The organism is Mesorhizobium sp. WSM1343, assembly GCF_055901535.1.
The window spans coordinates 3,170,026-3,184,259 of record NZ_CM148370.1 but is presented as its reverse complement, the minus strand read 5'-3'; the positions used below and the strand labels follow the sequence as shown (position 1 = coordinate 3,184,259).

The window sequence follows — 14,234 nt, the reverse complement described above, 5'->3', positions numbered from 1 at the left end:
GCTGTTCCCGTGCCAGATGCTTCTCGAGGATGGTCGGCTATAAATTTAAAGTTGACTTATGTCATCATGTTTTAATATGTGACCCGTGCCCTGACCTGCCTGGTCGAGGGATTTTCAATAATGCCAGCCAAGGCCGCTCAGCCACCGCCAGCAGTTTTGCTTTTGCTTGGGGGCTGCATGACAACGACAACAAACACGACATTGATGGCGAGCACGGCGCTCGCCTTCGTGCTCGGCCTCTGCGCCGTGCCTCTTGCCAGCGCGCAGGAACAGGACCGGGAGAAAAAGGCCGCCGCCAAGACCGGCCGCCTGGCGCCGGCCAGTGTCGCGCAGAACCAGCCGGCGACGATGCTCGACGTGATCACCATCTCGGCAACGATGATCAAAACGGCGGTGATCGAATCGATGGCCGCCATCAGCGCCGTCGATCAGGACGAACTCGACCGCATCCAGCCCGACACAGCCGCCGACATCTTCCGCACCACACCGGGCGTCGCTGCCTCGATGAATGGCGACGATCCCGCAACCGCCATCAACATCCGCGGCCTGGAGCAATATGGCCGCGTCGTCGTCACCCTCGACGGCGCCCGCCAGGACTACTGGCGCGTCGGTCATGGCTCTGGCTCGTTCTATGTCGAACCCGACCTGATCAAGGAAGCCACCGTCATTCGCGGTCCGGTCTCGAATGCCTATGGTTCCGGCGGCATCGGCGGCGTCGTCTCCTTCGAGACCAAGGATGCCGGCGATTTCCTCAAGAAGGATGAGCGCTGGGCGCTGAGCGAGAAGCTCGGCTACGAGGACAATGGCGACGGCTTCACCACCAGCACCACCGGTGCCTACCGCTTCAGCGACGATGCCGATATCATCGGCAACCTCATCTACCGCGACCGCGACAGCTACACCGATGGCAATGGCGACACCGTGCCATAGACCGGCGAGCGGGTGACCAGCGGCTATCTGAAGGCGACGTTGCGGCCGGCCGATGGCCATGAGCTGAAGCTCGGCGCCATCCTGCAGCGCTACAACGACCAGATCACCGGATCGAGCGGCTCGGCCTCGCCGACCCTGAGCCGCTATGACACCGACACCACCAACCAGACCTACACCGCCGCTTACACCTGGAAGCCCGACGACAACGCGCTGATCGACTTCAGCGCCAATGCCTATCACAACCGCACCCGCGCCGAGCAGACGCAGGTCTGGCCGACCTCGGCGATCGGCAATTTCCGCTTCTACGACGTGGCCACGACAGGTTTCAATGTGAAGAACTCCTCGCGTTTCGACGTCTGGGGACTAACACATACGCTGACCTACGGACTCGACTACTACTATCTCGAGGCCTCCTCGGAAGCGGCGCATTTCGGCGCTGGCCAACAGCAGGGTTATGGCGGCTTCCTGCAGTGGCAGGGCGATTACGGGGACTGGCTGCAGGTCATCGCGGCGATGCGCTATGACGGCTACCAGCTCGATGGCGAGACGCGCATCCCGTCACCGCAGGAAGCCTCGATCTCCGGCGATCGTTGGTCGCCGCGCCTCACCGTCGGCGTCACGCCATTCGATGGCTTCCAGCTCTATGGCACCTATTCCGAAGGCTACCGGGCGCCGGGTCTGCAGGATGTCTTCCGTGGCGGCGGCGCGCATGGCGGCGGTGATACATATCGGCCCAATCTTCTGCTGCAGCCCGAGACGGCGAAGAACTGGGAGGCCGGCGTCAACGTGAAATATGACGATGTGCTGACGGCGGGTGATCGGCTGCGCGCCAAGGTCAACGTTTTCCACACTGACGTCGAGGACTACATCGACGTCGACCTCACCGTGCTGCCGCGCACGGCAATCAACATCGGCGACGCACGCCTGAAGGGCGTAGAGGCCGAGATGGTTTATGATTATGGCTGGGGTTTCGTGAACTTCTCCGGCGCGCTGATCGACGCCAAGGTCGTCAGCGGCGTCTATTCCGGCCAGGCGTTGAACAACACGCCGCTCGACCGCTTCTCGGCCACGATCGGCTTCCGCATGCTGGAGGACCAGCTCACCGTCGGCGCGCAATATCTCAGCGTCGGCAAGATCACCCGCACCAGCCGCACCAGTCCCAACGCCGTGCCGGTCGTCGATGACGGTTTCGATCTGGTCAATGTCTTCGCCAACTGGCGCGTCAACGACAACCTCAAGCTCGATTTCGGCGTCGATAACATATTCAACACCGCCTACACCGATCCGCAAAGCGCATGGTCGACCTCGGCGGCAACAGAACAGGGCAAGGGCCGCACCTTCAAGGTGGCCCTCACCGGCAGGATGGGAGGCTGACAATGAACGAAGCATCGGTGCGTGAACTGGCCTGCGAGGCACGGCTCAACCTGCGGCGTCTGCCGGACTACATGGACAGCATCTCCGACAGGCTGCGGAGCTTCGAGGCCGATGCTTCGCATCAGGGACAGCGCATCGATTTCCGCTTTGCCTTCGGCGGCGCCTCGTTCGACATGGAGCGGCTGGTGATGCGGGCCAATGCTGCCGACCGCGACGGGCTCGCCCGTATCAAGGACCTGCTCGCCACAGCCGTACAGGTCTACGCCAAGGAGGAAAACCCCGAGATCGTCTGGACCGGCGATCTCTCAGGCGAAACCAGCCTCGCCCAGTTCCGCGAGATGGTGGTGACCGATGTTCGCGACCTCACTCCGCATATGCGCCGCATTCGTCTGGCCGGCGAGAATCTCTCGCGCTTCGCCAAGTTCGGCGGCATGCATATCCGCATGCTGTTTCCGACCAGGGACGTCCCCGATCCGCTGTGGCCGGTGCTGGGCGGCAATGGCTTACCGGTCTGGCCCACCGACGACCGGCGCCCGGTGGCGCGCGTCTACACCATCCGCGCGCTTGACGTGGAAAAGGGCATCATCGATGTCGACTTCCTGATCCATCCCGGCGAGAGCGTCGGCTCCGCCTGGGCCATGCAGGCCGCGCCCAGCATGAAGGTTGGCATCATGGGCCCGGTCGGCCGTCCGGTGCGGCAGGCAGAATGGTACGTCATGGGCGCCGACGAAACCGGTTTGCCGGCGCTGGCGCGGCTGCTGGAGACGCTACCGGCCGGGACAAAAGGCGTCGCCTTCGTCGAGATCGCCAATGATGGTGAAAGACAAGTGATCAACAATGGCACGGGCATCGAGGTGCATTGGCTGACACGGGATGGCGTGGCGGCGGGCGAGGACAGACTGCTGGCCGAGGCTGTCCGCTCGGTGGCGTGGCCGCAGGACGGTTCGGCCTTCGGCTGGTTCGCCGCGGAAGCCGCTGCCGCCAAGATCGTGCGCGAATGTTGGCGCGACACGCTGGGGCTTGGTCGCGATCAAACGCTGGCGGCGGCCTATTGGCGGCGTGGCTCTGCCGGATTGATGGCGGGGTGAACTCTGATGATCGGCCCGCGGTCTTTGCCGATGCCGATATCAATTTGATCACCGGAGACAAGGTTCGAAATATCGCACACCACCAGCGGCATGCGGATGTCATAAAGAAATTCGGCAACGATGGCACCGACCGCCAGGATCGGGTCCGGCCGCTCCAGAAGAATACCGGCCGGCGCCGTGCCCCTGCGGATCGCCTCGGCCAGGACCGAGGATGAAGACGACGAGCCGCGCCCGCTCGGCATGACCAAAATCCTGCCGGCGACATTTCGGCCGAGGCCGGGGTGCGAATGGTCTGTTATCTCGCCGGTCTCGGCATCGATACCGCCCCAGAAGCTGAGCGGTTGCGAAAACACCAGCGCCTGACCCTCAGCGTCACCGGCCAGCTGGAAAGTGCCGGTTCGTTCCACCGGTCGCGTCATGACGCGCTCCGCACAACATGCCCGGCCGCAGCAGAGCGGATGCAATCCCGCATCTCGGCGAAGGCGACGGACACACCGATATTGCCGGGTGCGTAGTGCGCCCATTTGCCGGAATTGGTCATCACCACGCCATCGAGGCGTTCCAGGATCGATGTGACATAGGTGCAGGTATCGGCGACCGGGATCAGGCCGAACGCCTCCATACCGGCCAGCGCGCCCTCCTCCTGCAATCGCGTCAGCGTCGCGCGGCCGGTGTTGACATAGATCGGAATGCGCCTACCCGGTGCTGCCTCGCGCAGCAACGGCAACAGTCGCATCCATTCCTCATGCGAAAAATGCGGCGTGCCGAGCGACACGGCCGCCAGCGGCGCGCCATCGGGCACGGTCGATAGCCTGGCCAGCGCATGATCGATGTCGGCGCGGCTGATGCGGATCGTCTCGTCAGGCGCATGACCCTGGAACGCCTCGTCGAGCGTCATCGCTTCCGGCGTGATGCCGACCGCATGGAACAGCGCCACAGCACCCGTCGTTGCCGCCGCCGCGCCCAACGCCTTCAGCTGGTCCTCGTCGCGCGGTTGCGGCAGGCCGGCAATCACCGGAATGCGGTCGCCGCTCGCCTGCCCGATGACAAGTCCGATGCCGACGAACAGGCTGTCGCTCGGCTCGGGGTCGGCAAAGGCCAGTTCGAACAAGATCCGGCCGCGCCGGTTCTCGCTCAGATGCAGCCCCCAGGCCGGCGCACGTCCGGTCATGGCGCAGCACAGATCGATGAAATCGCCATAGCGGTTGGTGCGCGCGCCGATCACCGAATTGGCAAAGACGATGGCGTTGGATTCCCCCCAGGCGATCTGTTGGCCAAAGCTTGGCCGGAACCGCGTCTGGTAAGGCGCGCAAGTGAAAGTCGCCTGGCAGCCGAGCTCCAGATGCGCTTTCATCAGCCGGCGCGCCGGCACCTCTTCCGCCGCCGGCATTTTCACCATGCCGGGATGGATGAGATCGAACGAACCGACATTGAGCGTCGTCGGCACCTGCACGCGGCCACCGCCTTCGACCAGCCGCTCGACGAAGTCGAGACCGGCCTTGCCGTGGTAGAGACAGCCGTCGATATGGGCGCCGGCAATGTCGAGCAGGCTGCCCGCGCCGATCGCGTTGGAAAAGGCGACCAGGATTTTCATGGCAGCAGCCGCTGACAGGCCATGCTCGCCGTCGAGCATGGATCGGTCGCGTGCAGTCAGTTCCAGGGTCATCGGTATGCTCCGGGTCGTGCCCGTCTATGCTGTCCCTGATTGCGGACGGTCTGGCAAGACCCGGTGAGGATCAGTTCGCCGCGATCAACACCGTGCTTTCAGGCGACCAGCGCAGCACGACATCCTGACCTTCTGCCAGCCGTTCCATGCCGGTATTCTGCACAATCACTTTCAACGTCTGACCAGCACGCTCGACGAAATAGGTGCTGTTGCTACCGGCGAAGATGCGCTTGGAAACCTGTCCCTTGAGCATGTTGGCGTTGCCATCCGGTGCTCCGGCATCCCTGGCGATGCGGATGCGTTCGGGCCGCACGGCGCAGCTCGCCCTGGCGCCGGCGGCAAGCTTGGCACCCACACCAGCGACAATCGCCGTTCCGTCCGCAAGCCTGATGCCATCGCCCGTGCTGTCGCCGCGAAAAATGTTGGCGTCGCCGAGGAAGGTGGCGGCGAACTCGCTCTTCGGCCTGTCATAGATCTCCTCCGGCGGCCCCTCCTGCACCAGCCTGCCGTCGCGCAATATGCCGATGCGGTCGCTCATCGTCAGCGCTTCTTCCTGGTCGTGCGTGACGAAGATGGTGGTGATGCCGATCTCGCGCTGGATGCGCTTGAGCTCGATCTGCATATCGACGCGCAGCGCCTTGTCGAGCGCGCCGAGCGGCTCGTCGAGCAGCAGCACGCGCGGCTTGGTGACGATAGCGCGGGCGAGAGCCACACGCTGCCGCTGCCCGCCGGAGAGTTGGTGCGGCCGGCGGCCACCAAGCTTGCCGAGCTGCACCAGATCGAGCGCGCGCTGCACCTCCGTTGCAATCACCGCCTTGGCCTCGCCGCGCACCGACAGGCCGAAGGCGACATTGTCGGCGACGCTCATATTGGGAAACAGCGCATAGTTCTGGAACACCATGCCGATGCGCCGCTTTTCGACCGGCACCCGCTCGACGCTCTCGCCGCCGATGGTGATGCGGCCCGAATCGGGAAAATCGAAACCGGCAATCTGGCGCAGCAGCGTGGTCTTGCCGCTGCCCGACGGCCCCAGCAGCGCATAGAATCCGCCATCGGCGAAATCGATGGAGACATTGTCCAGCGCCTTGTGTGCGCCGAAACTGCGCGAGACATCAGATACCTGCACGCCGGCCATTATTTCTCTCCGCCGAATTTGAAGAACCGCGCCGTGAGCAGCATCAGCGCCATCGACACGACAATGATGATCGTCGAGACCGCATTGATCTCGGGCGTGAATCCTTTGCGGATCGCGGCGTAGATTTCCACCGGCAGCGTCGTCTGCCCAGGCGTCGCCAGGAAATAGGACACCACGAACTGGTCGAACGACACTGCAAACGCAAACAGCCCTCCGGCAATGACGCCTGGCATGATCCAAGGCAGCGTGACGCGCCTCGTTACCTGCCACTGGTTGGCGCCGAGCGAGCGTGCCGCCTCTTCCAGCTCCGGCGCGAAGGTCTGCAGCCGGGCCGAGACGACGACGATGACATAGGGCAGCGCCAGTGCGACATGGCCAAGCAGGATCGCATGCAGCCCGCGACCGATGCCGACGCCGAAAAAGAAGATCAGCATCGCCGTGCCGGTGATCAGCCACGGAATGGCGATCGGCGGAAACAACAGCGCCTGCAGGAATTTCTTGCCGCGAAACTCATAGCGATAGAGCGCCAGCGATGCCGCCGAGCCGAGCACGACACAGATGACGGTGGTGATGACGGCGATCTCGACGCTGTTCCAGGTGGCGGCGATCAGCTGGTCGTTCTGCCACAGCGAAGCGTACCATTCGGTCGTCCATTCGAACGGCAATTGGTAGAAGGGCGAGACGTTGAACGACATCAGCGCCATGATGATGATCGGCAGATAGAGGAAGGCGAGCAGCAGACCGATGTAGAAGCGGCCAAGCCATTCGAGGACGCGGGTCGTCGCCATCACGCGGCCCTCCGCAGCACCGGCGACGCCACCGCCAGGATGACCAGCACCACGGCCAGCAGGATGAAGGAAAGCGCGGCACCGAGCGGCCAGTTGAACACGGCGACGAACTGGTCCTCGATGACCGTGCCGTAGAGGGTGCCGGTGCGACCGCCGAGGATGCGCGGCTCCATGAACGAGCCGACGACGGGGACGAAGATCAGGGCCGCACCCGCGACCAATCCGGGCATCGACAGCGGGATGATCACCCGCTTCAGCACCTGTAGCCGCGAAGCGCCAAGCGAACGCCCGGCCTCAATCAGGGAGTCATCGATCGCCTGCAGCGTGAGATAGCAGGTCAGTACCATGTAAGGCACGTAGGAATGCACCAGCCCGATGATGACGGCTGGATAGGAATACATCAGGTCGATGTTGATCTTGAACGGCAGCACGGCGTTGAGCGCAGTGTCGAGAATGCCGCCCTCGCGCAAAACCATCGCCCAGGAAAAGATACGCACCAGCCCGTTCGACCAGAACGGCAGTATGACGAGCAGGAAGATCGCCTCGCGGCTGCGCCCTTTCAGCACCTTGGCGAGCACGTAAGCGGCGGGATAGCCGATGACGACGCACCACAGCGTCACTTCGAGGCCAAGGCGCAGCGAGGCCAGCAGCAGTGTCAGATAGAGGCTTTGCGAGAAGAAGGCGGCATAGTTGCCAAGCGTGAATGCCCACGGCTTTCCCGACAGCGGCAGCTCGGTCATGAACGAGAAGAAGACCATGGCCGACAACGGCAGGAAGATCGCCACCGTCAGCCAGAGATAGGCTGGCGCCAGCAGCGGCAATGCCGATCTCAGCCCGCTTCGCGACGCTGTCGCAGCTGCCATGATATCCTCCTCCCCAGGGTTGGAAGAACCAGCCGGCGCGAACCGCCGGCTGGCCGGGATGTCGGCTTTATTTCACGTCGACCTTCAGCTGCTGCCACAGCGCCAGATAGGCTTCGCGCTGGGCATCGGTGATCGGCGCCTGGAACTGGATGCGTTTGGCCACCTCGGGGTCGCCCATGACCTTGCGGTTGAAGGCATCCTCGGGCAGCGCTCCCACCGCCTTGGTGTTGGCGGAGACAGGAGCACCGACCTTGGTGACCCATTCGACGTAGAATTTCGGGTCGATCATGTAGTTGATGAAAGCCTCGGCGCCGGCGACGTTCTTGGCGCCGACCGGAATGGAAAACGCGTCGAGCCAGGCGACGGCACCCTCCTGCGGCACGACCAGAGAGACCGGCAATTTGAAATGCGTCTTGGCGCGATCGGCCGAGCCGCTCCAGTAGGTGCCGATGTCGATCTGGTTGGAGGCGACCATCTGGTTCCAGTCGTTCTCCGAACTCCAGAAGGTCTTGATCTGCGGCATCAGCGAGGTGAGCTTCGCCTTGACCGCATCCATATCCTTGATGTCGTTGATGTTCTGGCCCGTTGCGATGGCGCCGAACTGCACCGCTTCGACGGCATCGTCGCGAATGACGACGCGGCCCTTGTGGGCGGCATCCCACATCTCGGCGATGCTCGTCGGCGGCTTGTCGAAGGATTTGTCGTTGATGGCGAGCGCGGTGAGGCCCCACACCCACGGCACGCCATAGACCTTGCCGTCATGGACGAGCATCGGCGATCCCGCCTTGTCCTTGCTGATGTCGGCGTAGTTCGGCAATTTGGAGACGTCGATCGGCTGGATCAGTTTGCCGTCCATCGCCTGGTCGTTGAAGGCGGCATTGATCATGACCACGTCGTAGAGACCGGGATTGGTCCGGATCTTGGTCAGCATTTCCTGTTCGGAATTGAAGAAGTCGTTGACGACCTTGTTGCCGGTCGCTTTTTCGAAAGCCTCCACCGCCCATGGTTCGTCGGCGCCGTATCCCTTCCAGTTGAGCACATGCACTTCGTCAGCCTTGGCAGCGAACGCGAGTGCGGAGGTAAAGACGGCGGTCGCCGTCAGCAGAGCAGTCAAGTCAGGCATGCGCATGGTTGGTTCCTCTCTGTGGGTTTGCCCGGTTCCCGGGCTTGTCAGGCTTTACAGCTGTTATGCATTGGCCTTCTGTGTCCGGCCTGCTCCCGACGGATCGGCGGCATGGCTCAGGAATGTCTGGATTTGGTGGTCGGTCGGCGCCGACGAGCCGCCATGGCGGGTGACCGATATGGCCGCTGCCGCATTGGCATAGCGCGCTGCCTCGAAGGGCGGGATGCCGCGCGCCAGCGCGCTGACGAAAGCACCGATATGGGTGTCGCCGGCGCCATTGGTGTCGATGGCGGTGACCTTGAAGCCGGCAACGGTCTGCGCCGTGCCGTCGGCCAACCTGATATGGCAACCCTTTGCCCCGGAGCGGATGACCACGCCCGCTGCTTTCGGGCAGTGGTCGCCCAGCAGCCGTGCCGCGAGGCCCTCGACATCGCCTGGGCCGGCAATCTCGGCGGCTTCCGTCGTGTTGCAGCTCAGCCATGTGGTGCGGGCAAGCACCCGCGACAGGATGGGACGCGGAATGTCCGTGATGACCGGCGTCGGGTCGAAGACGAAGGGAATACCTGTCGGCAGCGCCTCGATCCAATCAGTGAGCGCATCGCGACTCTTGGGGTAGCTCAGCGTGTAGCCGGAGGTGAACACCCAGTCACCCGGTGCCACCGCGACCGGCGCCATCATGTCGAGGCTGAGAACGCTCTCCGCACCAGGCCACGACACGAAGGTGCGTTCGGCGTCGCTCGAAATCATGGCGACGCAGTTGCCGCTGTCCATCACGGGCGATCGCGGCGTCAGTGTCTCGATACCCTCGGCTATGAAAGCAGCGCGCAGGAAATCGCCATTGGGCCCGCTGCCGAGTTGGCCGCCGAACACCACCTGCATGCCGGTGCGGCTGGCCGCGACCATCATGTTGAAGCCGCCGCCGGCGACCTGGGCAAAGCTCGATGCCGTCTTTTCCATGCCGGGCGCCGGCAGGGCGTCGATGCGGTAGACATAGTCGACCACGGCACTGCCGACATGGACGAGACGGCCGCTCATTCCGCCGCGTCCTTGCCGGAACCGATTTTCGCCATCCTTGCTGCCACGAGATCGGCGGCGAGCGCGCGAACCTCCGACATGTCGAGGCCGACAAGCCGGGCGATATGCTGTTGCGGCAATCGGGAAAAACCGCTGCAGGCGCCGGCCATGCCGGCGGCGATGGCGCCGATCGTATCGGTGTCGCCGCCGAGATTGGCGCTGATGACGGCTGCTTGCCATGGGTCGCCACGCGCGACTTCCAGCACGGCGAAGGCCGCCGGAACGGATTCCTGGCTGGCGACGCCGGTGCCAACCAGATCGGTGATCAGCCGGATCGCATCCCTGATCGCCTTGCCGTGCACGATGTCTTGCGCCCAGACGATGCGCGCGGCGATGTCGCCGCCGGTCACCCAATGTCCGAGTGTCGCCCCTCGCCTCGCCGCCGCGACCGCGCTGGCGGAAGCGTCGCGCCAGCCACCGCCGGCGACGCCGCGGCTGACGGCTGCCGCAACGGCAGCGGCGGAGGCGATGGCAATCGAGGTGTTGTGCGTGGCCCGGCAGGTCTCAGCCACCTTGCCGACGAACCCTTCCAACGGTTCGAGCGGCATCATGATGCCGACCGGCGCGATACGCATCGCCGCACCATTGGTGTCGCCGCTGCGCCCCGCTTCCTCAGCCGGCACACCATTGTTGATGGCATCGATTGCGCGTTTGGTCGATGGCCCCAAAAGGTCATAGCTGCCACGCGCCTTAACCTCGCGTTCCCAGTCGAGCAGCGCATTGACCCAGCGCGCGTGGTCGAAACGGTCGCCGGATTCGACCAGGATGCGGCCGAGCAGCAACGCCTGCTCGGTATCGTCGGTGATGGTGCCGGCGGCCAGTCCCTTCGACACCGGATGATCCGGGAAAGGCTCGATGAAATCCTCGACATGGCCGTAGAGTTCGGCAATGCGAACCGGCGACAGAAGCTGCGTCGGCATGCCGAGCGCATCGCCCAGCGCTCCGCCGACAAGCGCCCCCATGGCGCGGTCAATAGCCTTGCTGGTTGCATCCGACATCGCTCAGAACCTCATATGCAGCGCAAAATGCGCCGGATTGAGCAGGCTGGTGACGTACTCGATCGGCCGGTCGTCGGCGGCGCGCGTCAGCCGGCGGCCACGCAGGAAAGGCGTGCCTTGCGGGCAGCCGAGGATGGCCGCATCCTCGGCATTGAGCATCTCGATCTCGACCCATTCCTCGCCATGGTCGGGAATGAGGCCGGCGACGCGCAGCGTCTGGTGCAGCGAGCCCTCGCGCAATCCGCGCAACGGTACGTCCTCGAGCTCGGAGGACAATGGCAACCGGCTGCGCTCGATGGAGATCGCATGGCCGTCGCTGGCGTTGGTGCGCACCCGGTCGACGGCGATGAAGAACGGGCTTTCGATGCCAAGCAGCGCAGCCAGATCGGGGTCTTCGATGACCTCCAGCCGCAGCGTCCGCGTCTCGGCATTGGCGCCGGCATCGGCCAGCGCGCGCGACCAGCCGATCGAGTCGTCGACCGGCTTGCCGTCGAAGGTGACGAACGAGCCGATACCAACCTTGGTCGTGATCAGCCCGCGGCTGGACAGTTCCTCGAGGCCTTTGCGGACCGTATTGCGGCTCACGGAGAAGCGCTGGACGAGTTCGTTCTCGCTTTGAAGGCGGTCGCCGAAACCGAGGACCCCGGAACGGATCTCATGTTCGAGGACGGTGGCGATCTGCTCGGGCTTGCCCGTACCGGGAGACAGTTGAACCGCGCGCCGCTTCATAAGGGTACCTGTTCAATGAACCTGTATAATCCTGTTCAATACCGAGGCCCGGATGCTATGTCAACAGATGCCGAAGACTGACCAACAGGCAGCGAAATGTGCGGGATAACCGTGCAGGGCGTGCCGAGAGGCAGGTCAATAGCCCTGAAAAGCCGGTCGGCGATCGCCAAAAAGAGGCATACATCAAGGGGATGGAGCCAGATCCTGATTCAATTTCAGCAGGGGCAGGCTACGGGATCGACACCTCACGCGGTTCGACGAGGATGTCCGCCTCGATAGCGGCGTTGATGAACGCCGCTCTTGCCGCCGAGACTTCTTTCTTTCCCTCGAGCACGGCCAGACAGGCCTTGCGGGCAACCATATGCTTTTGCCCGGTCGCAACCGGCCAGCGGTTCAGCAGGATGTCGGCAGCCTGAGCGACCCGCTCCACGTTGAAGATCGAGTTTCGCGATCGGCCGAGCGCAATCCTGACCGGCTCATCGAAACGCTGATCTTGCACGATGCCACTCCCCAAAGTCGGCATTCATCGATTCGCGGCCTTCAACCCCGAGCAATGTGATAGGTTCTGCGCCAAAGGTGCAAGATGTCCGATTCCAGTGGCCAGAAAAATCCCAGGCTGATCGTCGTGGTCGCGTTCGATCGCGGTGAGGATGGCGAGTTGTTCCCAGCCTTTGGACCCGCCGACCAGCAGAGCGAGGATCGCGCCATACGCACCGCCAGGGCTCTGACGGCAAAGCATTCCGGCGTCATCGCCTGGAGCCGTGAGGCCGATCCGACGCTGGGCGAATATGGTCCGCCGAACACGCTCTTCGTCAGCGGTGACGTGCCTGACATGGAGTAGTCGACTGGCGCCAGCATCTGAACGCCTCGCCCATAGGGTTTGATGCGAGCCGGTTTTGCCTCGCCAGCAAGCAAAAGCCCGCTACGGTGAACCGGAGCGGGCCTTGGAGGAGGACAAGGGGTGGGACCCTCTCCTCTTGTTTCCACGGGGGGGTGTGGACCGCAATGACCATACGAAAGTTTTGCAGAGTGCAGGATCACAAGCCGGCTTGCCTGCATCACAATCCGGTGCACGCCGACATTGGGGCGCTCACGAGATTGCGATCAGTTGGCGATAACCCGGCTAGATGCACCCGAGTACGACAAGCACGATGACGATGAGCAGCACGAGCCCAAGGCCGCCGCCGCGATAGGAGCCGGCGCCGTAGGATTGCACGTCGCAGCTGCGATGTTCAAAAGACGAGCGCTCCAAAGGCCTACCGTTCCGCGATTGTGGCGGGCATCGCGCGGAAGAAGTCACGCCAGCACAGAAACGGCCATCCAGGTGATGGCAACCAGAATTTAATTCCGGCACGCCTGTGGACCGCAGAAAGCCCACCAGTGTGGCGGGCTTTCCGATCGGCCGGAGATGGCGAGAAGCCGATTGCAGAAGCAATTACGCGAGGTAGTGAGTTTCAGCTTCACAGAGAGAATACTGAAATTAAAGTGTGGTATATATATCTCAAAATTTCTGAAATAATAAAGTTGTAATATTAGTTTGCACAAACAATGCGCAGGTCTATTGACGATCAACGTTGCCAGCGTGATTGCAGACCGAACGATTCTGCGCGCCGGGGCGCTGTCAAACGACGCCGTAGAACAGCCTGTAGTGGACGCGCTTCATATAGTCCCGGTACTCCGGCGTGGCGGCCAGCAGCGCCTCTTCGCGCAGGATGCGGTGCACCTGGAAGAAGGTGATCACCGCGTAGACGGCTAGATTGTAGAAGGAAAAGGCCGATAGCAGGAACAGGAGATGGCCGGCAAGATAGCCGGCATAGATCGGATGCCGCACCAGACGGTAGGCACCGCCTGTCATCACGCCGCGATTGCCCGGCAGAATGGCGAAAGAACGCCCCAGCGATATCTTTCCCCAGATCACGAACCCCAACGCCAGGGCCTGCAGCGGCGCCGCAACATGGACCGGGATGATCGCCACGCCCGGCTCCAGGTCGATGAAACCGACACCGAAGCTGGCGATCACGGAGACAACCACCGTGAGCGGGTTCCAGTCGCGAACCTTCGGCCGACGCGACAGAAGCAGCCAGGTAAAGGTCAGGATCTCGGAAATCGCCACCAGCGCCACATTGATGCGCGTCGGGTCGAGCATCAGGTGATACACGCCGCGGTAGACGAACATGCCCGCGAAGGCCAGCGCGCAGATCCGAAAGAAACCTTCGCGCAAATCCACCAGGATCTCACGCTTTCGGGCTGCGGACAGAATCGTGCCGTCACTGACGTGCGAAAGCGCCTCGCTTTTTGATATCAGCAATGCAAACACCCCAATGATCCCTCAGGGCGACCTTTGCACGCAACCATTGCCGGGCAGTTAATCAACAAGATCAGATCGGTCTTAAACTGGCTGTCGGGGAGCCAGGGCGCCACTTCCAGACGACCTGCTCCACGCGGTCGCCCAGAAAGACTGGCGAC

At 63.2% G+C, this 14,234-nt stretch carries 16 protein-coding genes; 4 read left to right on the top strand and 12 right to left on the bottom strand.

From position 1 onward, the window contains the following. Positions 1 to 177: 177 nt before the first annotated feature. The 3 genes from AC0NIL_RS15500 to AC0NIL_RS15490 are packed head-to-tail and all read left to right on the top strand — an operon-like array spanning position 178 to position 3,392. Positions 178 to 930 carry a TonB-dependent receptor plug domain-containing protein gene (locus tag AC0NIL_RS15500; RefSeq protein WP_473572088.1) on the top strand — a complete coding sequence of 251 codons (753 nt, stop codon included), beginning with the start codon at positions 178 to 180 and terminating at the stop codon, positions 928 to 930. 12 nt (positions 931 to 942) lie between these two features. Continuing rightward, positions 943 to 2,304 carry a TonB-dependent receptor domain-containing protein gene (locus tag AC0NIL_RS15495; RefSeq protein ID WP_473572090.1) on the top strand — a complete coding sequence of 454 codons (1,362 nt, stop codon included), beginning with the start codon at positions 943 to 945 and terminating at the stop codon, positions 2,302 to 2,304. Between the two features lie 2 nt (positions 2,305 to 2,306). Next, positions 2,307 to 3,392, top strand: a complete 1,086-nt coding sequence (locus tag AC0NIL_RS15490) for an SIP domain-containing protein (RefSeq protein ID WP_473572092.1) — start codon at positions 2,307 to 2,309, stop codon at positions 3,390 to 3,392. Here the strand turns inward: AC0NIL_RS15490 and AC0NIL_RS15485 are convergent. The 10 genes from AC0NIL_RS15485 to AC0NIL_RS15440 all read right to left on the bottom strand — a co-directional run bounded on the left by AC0NIL_RS15485 (position 3,353) and on the right by AC0NIL_RS15440 (position 12,267). After that, positions 3,353 to 3,811: an aconitase X swivel domain-containing protein gene (locus AC0NIL_RS15485; RefSeq protein ID WP_013530810.1), complete on the bottom strand. Its 459-nt coding sequence runs from the start codon at positions 3,809 to 3,811 to the stop codon at positions 3,353 to 3,355. The two genes, AC0NIL_RS15490 and AC0NIL_RS15485, sit on opposite strands and share 40 nt — an antisense overlap. Continuing rightward, positions 3,808 to 5,058 carry an aconitase X gene (locus AC0NIL_RS15480; RefSeq protein ID WP_473572094.1) on the bottom strand — a complete coding sequence of 417 codons (1,251 nt, stop codon included), beginning with the start codon at positions 5,056 to 5,058 and terminating at the stop codon, positions 3,808 to 3,810. Before AC0NIL_RS15480 ends, AC0NIL_RS15485 begins: the two co-directional genes overlap by 4 nt. Before the next feature lie 70 nt (positions 5,059 to 5,128). Next, entirely contained in the window at positions 5,129 to 6,193 is a 1,065-nt protein-coding gene (locus AC0NIL_RS15475) for an ABC transporter ATP-binding protein (protein WP_473572096.1), read from the bottom strand. Continuing rightward, positions 6,193 to 6,981 carry an ABC transporter permease gene (locus tag AC0NIL_RS15470; RefSeq protein WP_013530807.1) on the bottom strand — a complete coding sequence of 263 codons (789 nt, stop codon included), beginning with the start codon at positions 6,979 to 6,981 and terminating at the stop codon, positions 6,193 to 6,195. The genes AC0NIL_RS15475 and AC0NIL_RS15470 overlap by 1 nt, the downstream gene beginning before the upstream one ends. Continuing rightward, positions 6,981 to 7,844 carry an ABC transporter permease gene (locus AC0NIL_RS15465; protein ID WP_473572097.1) on the bottom strand — a complete coding sequence of 288 codons (864 nt, stop codon included), beginning with the start codon at positions 7,842 to 7,844 and terminating at the stop codon, positions 6,981 to 6,983. Before AC0NIL_RS15465 ends, AC0NIL_RS15470 begins: the two co-directional genes overlap by 1 nt. A gap of 67 nt (positions 7,845 to 7,911) precedes the next feature. Next, on the bottom strand, positions 7,912 to 8,973 hold the full coding sequence (locus tag AC0NIL_RS15460; RefSeq protein WP_473572099.1) for an ABC transporter substrate-binding protein: 1,062 nt from the start codon (positions 8,971 to 8,973) through the stop codon (positions 7,912 to 7,914). A gap of 57 nt (positions 8,974 to 9,030) precedes the next feature. Then, complete coding sequence (locus tag AC0NIL_RS15455; RefSeq protein WP_473572100.1) at positions 9,031 to 10,002, bottom strand: PfkB family carbohydrate kinase; 972 nt, start codon at positions 10,000 to 10,002, stop codon at positions 9,031 to 9,033. Beyond that, positions 9,999 to 11,039, bottom strand: coding sequence for an ADP-ribosylglycohydrolase family protein (locus AC0NIL_RS15450; RefSeq protein WP_013530803.1), 1,041 nt, complete (start codon positions 11,037 to 11,039; stop codon positions 9,999 to 10,001). The genes AC0NIL_RS15455 and AC0NIL_RS15450 overlap by 4 nt, the downstream gene beginning before the upstream one ends. Before the next feature lie 3 nt (positions 11,040 to 11,042). Next, positions 11,043 to 11,768 (bottom strand): GntR family transcriptional regulator, encoded by a 726-nt coding sequence (locus tag AC0NIL_RS15445; RefSeq protein ID WP_013530802.1) that lies wholly within the window; start codon positions 11,766 to 11,768, stop codon positions 11,043 to 11,045. A 229-nt stretch (positions 11,769 to 11,997) separates the two neighbouring features. Then, positions 11,998 to 12,267 carry a DUF982 domain-containing protein gene (locus tag AC0NIL_RS15440; RefSeq protein ID WP_013530801.1) on the bottom strand — a complete coding sequence of 90 codons (270 nt, stop codon included), beginning with the start codon at positions 12,265 to 12,267 and terminating at the stop codon, positions 11,998 to 12,000. A gap of 84 nt (positions 12,268 to 12,351) precedes the next feature. Here AC0NIL_RS15440 and AC0NIL_RS15435 point away from each other — a divergent pair, with 84 nt between their 5' ends. Beyond that, positions 12,352 to 12,609, top strand: coding sequence for a hypothetical protein (locus AC0NIL_RS15435; RefSeq protein ID WP_013530800.1), 258 nt, complete (start codon positions 12,352 to 12,354; stop codon positions 12,607 to 12,609). Between the two features lie 282 nt (positions 12,610 to 12,891). On the opposite strand, the gene AC0NIL_RS15430 is transcribed toward AC0NIL_RS15435, so the two are convergent. Together AC0NIL_RS15430 and AC0NIL_RS15425 are read right to left on the bottom strand one after the other, a co-directional pair. Next, complete coding sequence (locus AC0NIL_RS15430; protein WP_275952663.1) at positions 12,892 to 12,984, bottom strand: DUF3309 family protein; 93 nt, start codon at positions 12,982 to 12,984, stop codon at positions 12,892 to 12,894. 405 nt (positions 12,985 to 13,389) lie between these two features. Beyond that, positions 13,390 to 13,995: a methyltransferase family protein gene (locus AC0NIL_RS15425; protein WP_473572102.1), complete on the bottom strand. Its 606-nt coding sequence runs from the start codon at positions 13,993 to 13,995 to the stop codon at positions 13,390 to 13,392. Positions 13,996 to 14,234 lie beyond the last annotated feature (239 nt).

Excerpts from the sequence above, each read along its gene's own strand:
- AC0NIL_RS15500 (WP_473572088.1), top strand. The coding sequence starts at position 178 with ATGACAACGACAACAAACACGACATTGATGGCGAGCACGGCGCTCGCC.
- AC0NIL_RS15475 (WP_473572096.1), bottom strand. The coding sequence starts at position 6,193 with ATGGCCGGCGTGCAGGTATCTGATGTCTCGCGCAGTTTCGGCGCACAC.
- AC0NIL_RS15480 (WP_473572094.1), bottom strand. The coding sequence starts at position 5,058 with ATGACCCTGGAACTGACTGCACGCGACCGATCCATGCTCGACGGCGAG.
- AC0NIL_RS15490 (WP_473572092.1), top strand. The coding sequence starts at position 2,307 with ATGAACGAAGCATCGGTGCGTGAACTGGCCTGCGAGGCACGGCTCAAC.
- AC0NIL_RS15445 (WP_013530802.1), bottom strand. The coding sequence starts at position 11,768 with ATGAAGCGGCGCGCGGTTCAACTGTCTCCCGGTACGGGCAAGCCCGAG.
- AC0NIL_RS15455 (WP_473572100.1), bottom strand. The coding sequence starts at position 10,002 with ATGAGCGGCCGTCTCGTCCATGTCGGCAGTGCCGTGGTCGACTATGTC.
- AC0NIL_RS15465 (WP_473572097.1), bottom strand. The coding sequence starts at position 7,844 with ATGGCAGCTGCGACAGCGTCGCGAAGCGGGCTGAGATCGGCATTGCCG.
- AC0NIL_RS15460 (WP_473572099.1), bottom strand. The coding sequence starts at position 8,973 with ATGCGCATGCCTGACTTGACTGCTCTGCTGACGGCGACCGCCGTCTTT.
- AC0NIL_RS15450 (WP_013530803.1), bottom strand. The coding sequence starts at position 11,039 with ATGTCGGATGCAACCAGCAAGGCTATTGACCGCGCCATGGGGGCGCTT.
- AC0NIL_RS15435 (WP_013530800.1), top strand. The coding sequence starts at position 12,352 with ATGTCCGATTCCAGTGGCCAGAAAAATCCCAGGCTGATCGTCGTGGTC.
- AC0NIL_RS15485 (WP_013530810.1), bottom strand. The coding sequence starts at position 3,811 with ATGACGCGACCGGTGGAACGAACCGGCACTTTCCAGCTGGCCGGTGAC.
- AC0NIL_RS15470 (WP_013530807.1), bottom strand. The coding sequence starts at position 6,981 with ATGGCGACGACCCGCGTCCTCGAATGGCTTGGCCGCTTCTACATCGGT.